Source organism: Virgibacillus sp. LDC-1, assembly GCF_030137545.1.
GTDB lineage: Bacteria > Bacillota > Bacilli > Bacillales > Amphibacillaceae > LDC-1.
Genome location: NZ_JARUVL010000040.1, coordinates 1 through 492 on the forward strand (window position 1 = coordinate 1; position 492 = coordinate 492).

Annotated in this window: 2 tRNA genes and 1 rRNA gene; all 3 read left to right on the forward strand. The window is 47.6% G+C overall.

Going from position 1 to position 492, the window contains the following annotated elements:
* Positions 1–84, forward strand: a 16S ribosomal RNA gene (locus QBK89_RS15035); the annotation flags it as partial.
* Positions 85–196: 112 nt separating this feature from the next.
* Positions 197–273 (forward strand) — tRNA-Ile (locus tag QBK89_RS15040).
* Positions 274–292: 19 nt separating this feature from the next.
* Positions 293–365 (forward strand) — tRNA-Ala (locus tag QBK89_RS15045).
* Positions 366–492 lie beyond the last annotated feature (127 nt).

The following is a 492-nucleotide window of genomic DNA, read 5'->3' on the forward strand; positions in this document are numbered from 1 at the left end:
CAGCCGCCGAAGGTGGGACTAATGATTGGGGTGAAGTCGTAACAAGGTAGCCGTATCGGAAGGTGCGGCTGGATCACCTCCTTTCTAAGGAATATGAAGGAACGCTAGAGGACTTTCGAGTCCTCCGGTAAGGGCATACTTGGTCAGTTTGGTTCAGTTTTGAGAGATTAATTTTCTCTTCTAATAAAAAATAGATGGGCCTGTAGCTCAGCTGGTTAGAGCGCACGCCTGATAAGCGTGAGGTCGGTGGTTCGAGTCCACTCAGGCCCACCATCTATATATAAACATTTATGGGGCCTTAGCTCAGCTGGGAGAGCGCCTGCCTTGCACGCAGGAGGTCAGCGGTTCGATCCCGCTAGGCTCCACTTTTGTACCTTGAAAACTAAATAAGAGTAATACCAACGACATCAACAAAGGCGTAAAGCAAATATAAGCATTATGCTTATTCATTGTTAGTTAAGTGAATAAGAGCGCACGGTGGATGCCTTGGCA